The organism is Halorubrum yunnanense (genome assembly GCF_026586675.1).
Taxonomy (GTDB): domain Archaea; phylum Halobacteriota; class Halobacteria; order Halobacteriales; family Haloferacaceae; genus Halorubrum; species Halorubrum yunnanense.
In genome coordinates this window covers 38591-44590 of record NZ_JAODIX010000035.1, presented here as the reverse complement: position 1 = coordinate 44590, position 6000 = coordinate 38591, and the positions used below count along the sequence as shown (strand labels likewise).

General features: G+C 67.6%; 8 protein-coding genes. 4 read left to right on the top strand and 4 right to left on the bottom strand.

Annotated elements, in window-relative coordinates; genetic code table 11:
* Positions 1-41: 41 nt before the first annotated feature.
* The 3 genes from mvaD to N5096_RS09655 form a co-directional block, all read right to left on the bottom strand.
* Positions 42-1040: a phosphomevalonate decarboxylase MvaD gene (gene mvaD / locus N5096_RS09665; RefSeq protein ID WP_267664274.1), complete on the bottom strand. Its 999-nt coding sequence runs from the start codon at positions 1038-1040 to the stop codon at positions 42-44.
* A 73-nt stretch (positions 1041-1113) separates the two neighbouring features.
* Positions 1114-1506 (bottom strand): PIN domain-containing protein, encoded by a 393-nt coding sequence (locus N5096_RS09660; protein ID WP_267664273.1) that lies wholly within the window; start codon positions 1504-1506, stop codon positions 1114-1116.
* Positions 1503-1745: an antitoxin VapB family protein gene (locus N5096_RS09655; protein WP_007993051.1), complete on the bottom strand. Its 243-nt coding sequence runs from the start codon at positions 1743-1745 to the stop codon at positions 1503-1505. The genes N5096_RS09660 and N5096_RS09655 overlap by 4 nt, the downstream gene beginning before the upstream one ends.
* 133 nt (positions 1746-1878) lie before the next feature.
* Between N5096_RS09655 and N5096_RS09650 the strand changes: the two genes are divergently transcribed.
* On the top strand, positions 1879-2217 hold the full coding sequence (locus tag N5096_RS09650; RefSeq protein ID WP_267664270.1) for a 2Fe-2S iron-sulfur cluster-binding protein: 339 nt from the start codon (positions 1879-1881) through the stop codon (positions 2215-2217).
* A 35-nt stretch (positions 2218-2252) separates the two neighbouring features.
* Here the strand turns inward: N5096_RS09650 and N5096_RS09645 are convergent, their stop codons facing one another.
* Positions 2253-2573: an ASCH domain-containing protein gene (locus N5096_RS09645; RefSeq protein ID WP_267664269.1), complete on the bottom strand. Its 321-nt coding sequence runs from the start codon at positions 2571-2573 to the stop codon at positions 2253-2255.
* 187 nt (positions 2574-2760) lie between these two features.
* Here N5096_RS09645 and pyrB point away from each other — a divergent pair, with 187 nt between their 5' ends.
* The 3 genes from pyrB to N5096_RS09630 all read left to right on the top strand — a co-directional run bounded on the left by pyrB (position 2761) and on the right by N5096_RS09630 (position 5292).
* On the top strand, positions 2761-3702 hold the full coding sequence (gene pyrB, locus N5096_RS09640; RefSeq protein WP_267664268.1) for an aspartate carbamoyltransferase: 942 nt from the start codon (positions 2761-2763) through the stop codon (positions 3700-3702).
* Complete coding sequence (gene pyrI, locus N5096_RS09635; protein WP_267664267.1) at positions 3699-4157, top strand: aspartate carbamoyltransferase regulatory subunit; 459 nt, start codon at positions 3699-3701, stop codon at positions 4155-4157. The genes pyrB and pyrI overlap by 4 nt, the downstream gene beginning before the upstream one ends.
* A 274-nt stretch (positions 4158-4431) precedes the next feature.
* Positions 4432-5292 (top strand): alpha-amylase family protein, encoded by an 861-nt coding sequence (locus N5096_RS09630; protein ID WP_267664266.1) that lies wholly within the window; start codon positions 4432-4434, stop codon positions 5290-5292.
* Positions 5293-6000: the final 708 nt, after the last annotated feature.

Genomic DNA, 6000 nt, shown 5'->3' with positions numbered 1-6000 from the left:
CGGGCGCTCGGCGGCACGCGCCACCGCACCGCCGCTTCTAGTTAAAAGAGCGCCTCGCTCTCGCCGAGGACCCGCGCCGGGCCGCCGACCTCCCAGACGTCGGTGTCGACGCCGATCTCGGCGATTCGGCTCTCGACCTCGCCGACGTGGTCGGCGAGCGTGTTCACGTACACCGAGGCGCCGGTGTCCGTCGAGAAGTAGACGGGGACGCCCGACTCGCGGAGCTCGCGCACCGCGTTGAACACCGCGATCGTCTCGGGCTGCCAGTACACCCAGCCCGCGGGGCCGGTCATGGTGGTCGCGGTGAGCGAGAGCGAGTCGTGCTCGGCCGTCTCGAAGATCCGGCCGAACTCGCCCGCGCGGAGCGCGTCGGTCATCTCGACGAGCTGGTCCTGCACGTGGGCGGTCCGCGCCTGCATCATGTGGCTGGCGGCGGCCTCGCGGTGCGCCTCCTCCGTCTCTTTATAAGCGGGCACGTGGGCGGCGACGATTCGGAGGTCCTCCTCGGGGTCGAAGCCGTCCTCGCTCACGCCGACGTCGAGGCGGTGCGAGCGGCAGTCTTCGTCGTTGAGCCCGGCGTCGAGCCGGGAGTACGCGCCCGTCACGGAGCGCGCCGCGGAGGAGGAGCCGCGGCGGGCGACGGTGGAGACCTCGGGCAGGGAGAGGCCGAGGCCGGCGGCCTCGGTGAGCGCGAGCGCGGCGGCCGCGAACCCGGACGACGAGGAGCCGAAGCCGATGTTCGACGGGAAGGAGTTCTCGCTCTCCAGCCGCACCGCGGCGTCGACGCCCGCCAGCTCGCGGACGTGGTCGACGACCATGTCGATGCGTTCGGCGGCGCGCCCGTCGACCGCCTCGCCGCCGATGCGGTAGACGTCCTCGCTCGCGTCGGGCTGCCACTCGACGGTGGTCGTCGTCGCGGTCGGGGCGGTACAGAGGCTGATGCTGTCGTGGTACGGGAGCCGGAGCTCCGGGTCGCGCATTCCGTGGTACTTGACGAGCCCCTGGATCGGGTGGGCTCGCGCGGTGGCCTTCTCGGTCATACCTCGGGAAGCGTCCGGCGGGGGATTAGTCGTTGCGATGAGCGGGAGGAAAGGGGCGCCCGTCGGCAAGCGCTCAGTACGTCTCGACGTCGAGACCGTCGATGCGCTCGAAGTGCTCGTGATTGCGGGTTACGACCGGTTCGTCGTTCAAAAGCGCCGTCGCCCCGATTATACAATCCTCTCTGTCGATCTCTTGGCCTTGGGCCCGAAGCGAGCCGGAAATCTTCCCGGCTTTTCGCATCACGGTCTCGTCGGCGACGACCGCGTGACGCGTGTCGAGTACGTCGAGAATCGCTTGACGGCGGTCTTCGGGGGCGTTCAACTGTGGGACCGCTTCGTACAGTTCGAGTACCGTTATCGAGGAAATCTTCTCGGGACGACTCTCCCGTTCGATGAGATCGAGGTATCGGACTGCGTCCCGATCGTCGTGTAGAACGTCGATGACGAACGTCGTGTCCTCGATCATTCGTCGCTCCGAACGTCCGAATCGAGGCGCTCACGCCGATCGCGAGACCGGGACCGCCCCTCCTCGACGAGAGATTCGAGTTCGTCGGCTTCGTCCTCTGAAAGGATCCCGGCGACCTCGGTCCACGATCGCTCGCCGGCGATCCGCTTGACCACGTCGGAAAACGACTCTCCCTCCCGCTTGTGGGATTTCAGACGCTCGTAGGCCTCCTCGTCGAGCGAGATCGTTTTCGTCGACATCACAATACACAGTTACGTGTGTATATTTATAAATGCCAGCGACGATTTCCGCCCGTTTCGTTCCCTTTCGTCCCCGCGACGGCGACGCGATCGAGGGGAACCCTTTTTGACCGGTCGGCGGGTACTCGGCGTCATGACCGAGTACACCGTCGAGTTCGTCGGCACCGGCGAGACGATAGAGGTGTCCGACACGGAGACGATCCTGAGTTCCTGCTTTGACGAGGGGATCGCCCAGGAGTACTCCTGCCGCGTCGGGATGTGTCTCGCCTGCTCCGCCGAGATAGTCGAGGGTGAGGTGACCCAGCCGGCGGCCCGCGGCCTCACCGACGAGGAGGCCGAGGAGTTCGCGCTCACCTGTATGGCGCGCCCGCAGTCCGACCTGAAACTCGACCGCGGGAAGTATCCGCCGAGCATCGATGACGACGCGGCGAGCGCGGTCGGCGAAGGCGGCGCGGCCGCGGACGACGACTGAGACGCGACTCGGGACGCTCCGGGCTCCCCGACGCCCTACTCCTCGACGCGCTCGAAGCGGTGCCGAACCACGTCGGCGTCCTCGTCCCAGTCGAAATTCCCGCCGTGGGCGCGCACCATCCGCTCTTTGTACGCCTCCAGCGACGGCGACCCCTCGCGCTTCGCGTCGGCGTCGGTCATGTCGCCGAGGGTACGCTCGGTGACCTCGGTCAACTCGAAGTCGACGCCGTCTATCTCGAAGATGTCGCCCTCCGCGCCGTACTGATTTCCGCGGTGAAGCTGCGTCACGTCGCCGTCGAGCGCCGCCTGCTTCACGCGGTCGTTCGGGAGCAGATCGGCCGGATCGGTCTCGCTCATGGGCAGACGTAGGACGCGAATCGGTTTATAAGTGCGGCCGCCGTTCGTCCGGGCGAAATCCGTGTGAACGCCCCTCGCGTTCTGCGAATCTCGAAACGGCCGCTCGCGGCGATCCGCATGCACGTGAACACCCGAGTCGACGCCCGAGCCGAGGGATTCAAGATACTGCCGACCCCCTACTCCGACGATGCGTCAGGACCACCTCATCACCGCGACGCAGCTCTCGCGGGATGACATCGAGGCGGTGCTCGACCGGGCCCGCGAGGTCGCCGACGACCCCGGCGCCTTCGCGGACCGGCACGCCGGGCACGTGCTCGCGCTCTGTTTCTTCGAGCCGAGTACGCGCACCCGGATGAGCTTCGACAGCGCGGCCAAACGCCTCGGCATGGAGACAATCGGGATGGGCGACGTGGACTCCTCGTCGGTGTCGAAGGGGGAGTCGCTCTCGGACACCGTCCGCGTCATCGAGGGGTACGCGGACGCGATGGTGCTCCGCCACCCGAGCGAGGGCGCCGCGACGCTGGCCGCCGAGCACGTCTCGGTCCCCGTCGTCAACGCGGGCGACGGCGCCGGGCAACACCCCTCACAGACCCTCCTCGACCTCCACACTATCCGCGAGAACCACGGGCTCGACGACCTCACGGTCGGGATCATGGGCGACCTGAAGTACGGCCGCACGGTCCACTCGCTCGCCGCGGCCCTGACGAACTTCGACGTCAACCAGCACTTTATCAGCCCGGAGTCGCTTCGGCTCCCGCGGTCGGTGCGCTTCGACCTCCACGAGACCGGCGCGCAACTCCGCGAGCACACCGACCTGGACGACGTGCTCGGCGACCTCGACGTGCTGTACGTCACCCGGATCCAGAAGGAGCGGTTCCCCGACGAAAACGAGTACCACCGCGTCGCCGGCGAGTATCAGATCGACGCCGAGACGCTCGACGACGCCTCAGACGACCTCACCGTGATGCACCCGCTCCCGCGCGTCGACGAGATCGCGCCCGACGTCGACGAGACCGACCACGCGACCTACTTCGAGCAGGCGCACAACGGGATCCCCGTGCGGATGGCGCTGCTGGACACGCTCATGGAGAACGCCGAGGCCGACGAGGAGACGGAGGCGGACCGATGAGCGACCACGAACTCCGCGTCTCGAAGATCCGTGACGGCACCGTGATCGACCACGTGGAGGGGGGACAGGCGCTCAACGTGCTCGCCATCCTGGGCATCGACGGCTCGGAGGGGTTCGGCGTCTCGGTCGGGATGAACGTCCCCTCGGACCGGCTCGGCCGCAAGGACATCGTGAAAGTCGAGGAGCGGGAGCTCTCGCCGTCCGAGGTCGACGTGCTCTCGCTCATCGCCCCCGAGGCGACGATCAACATCGTGCGGGACTTCGAAGTCGTCGAGAAGAACCGGGTGACTCGCCCCGACACCGTCACCGGCGTCCTCTCGTGTCCGAACCGCAACTGCATCACGAACGCCGACGAGCCGATCGAGACGCGGTTCGACGTCGTCGCCGACGGGGTCCGCTGCGACTACTGCTCGACGATCCTCCGCGCCGACATCGCCGAGCACATCGACGTGTAACACCCGCTCCGTCCTCGGGGTTGCCCCCCGTCGCTTCGTGTCGCGTCGGACGCTCCGGTAGGTTTTAGCGCCCGCCGTTCGATGCGTTGGATATGAGCAAGAAAGTCAAGCTCGTCCTGGTCGTGTCGCTCGTCGCGCTCGCGTACTTCCTGTTCGCCGGCGACAAGGAGCCGGTGACGGTCGAGTAGGGACGGACGACCGACCGCATCGACCGCCGACCCTCCCCGCGGGCGGATGCCCGCCGTTTTTACCCGTCACTCGCGTAGCGACGGGTATGTACGGGGTCGTCACGCGCAACGCCGACGAGGTCGAGATGGAGCCGTTCGACCTCGGCTGCTTCGAGGTGAAAGACGTCACGGGGCGGGCCGCCGCCCCCCTGCCGAACGCGGTGAACATGGTGTCGTGTTTCGGCGACAACGCCGCGGCGGCCGAGAACCCGGATCTCGTGCCGGTCGACGAACGCGGCGAGCCGGCCACCCGCGACCGGGACTACTTCGACTGGGCGTACATCTGCCCGACCCACCCGGAGTACCGCGAGGGGCTCATGGAGATAATCGCGGACTGCGCCGCCGAGAGCGACGACGTCCGGCTCGACGACGTGGGGTTCCCGCGCGAGGGGTTCTGTCGGTGCGACCGCTGCGAGCGGCTGTTCGCCGAGAGCGACCGCGAGCGGTGGAACGACTGGCGCGTCGACGTCATCACCGAGTTCGTCGCCGACGCCGCCGAACTCGTCTCCGGCCGCCTGCTGCTCACGCTGTACCCCGACCCGTATCCCGACCACCTCAGGGCGCGCGCCGGGATCGACCTCGACCGGCTCGCCGACCACGTCGACGAGTTTGTCGTCCCGCTGTACGACACCGAGTACGCGACGACCTACTGGCTGGAGACGATCGCCCGCGGGTTCCGCACGCGGCTCGGCGGCGACTACGACGTCCACGGCGCGCCGCCGGAGACGCCGTTCTCGCTTGAGCTGTACGCGGTCGACGTCGCCGTCGACGACCTGGTCCACGCGACCGAGGTCGCCGAGACGTACGCGAAGGACGTCTTCTTCGGTTACGACGCCAACAACGCGGCCGCCGCGCTCCGCCGGAAGGACGCCGACAGGCGCGACGGCGAGGTCCACCGGCCGGACTGAGTCGTCCGCGGCGGCGCTCGCGGCCGTCACGTGAACGAGGGTTTAAATACGGCCGCGGCGGACGCCTACTCGACCGGCCGCCGGCGTGTGACACACCGGTCGTCTCGCGTTCGCGCGAGGCGGTCGCCTTTCAACGTCCGCGCCGTAGCGGCGGTCACTCTACAGTCGCGAGCCGACGGCTCGTCGGTTTCTTCGGCACTGGTAGAATCCTCACATCGACAGCGATACAATAATTAAAGGAGCGAGTGACGGAGAAATTACTTAGATAGGTGGGCGGTGGCGCGTGCCGACGAGCGCCCGGAGGGCGCGAGTCGCACGCGCGAGGGACGCCGCGAACGCCCGAAGGGCGTGAAGCGGCGAGGTTGGGGAGGTGTGAGGTGCGGTGCTGTGCGGTGTGTGGTGGGACTCAAAGGGGCAGCCGGGAGGCGGGCGCAGGCGATGTAAGCACTGGAAGGAGTGAACGGAGTGAGCGACTGAAGCGCGCAGCGAGCGTGCGCCCGCCTCCCGGCTGGGGCTTTGGCGGTGTTCGCAGTCGTTCCGCAGTCGACTATTTATAAGCGAGCGGCTGGGGCTTTGGCGGTGTTCGCAGTCGTTCCGCAGTCGACTATTTATAAGCGAGCGGCTGGGGCTTTGGCGGTGTTCGCAGTCGTTCCGCAGTCAACTATTTATAAGCGAGCGGCTGGGGCTTTGGCGGGTTTCACCGACGAC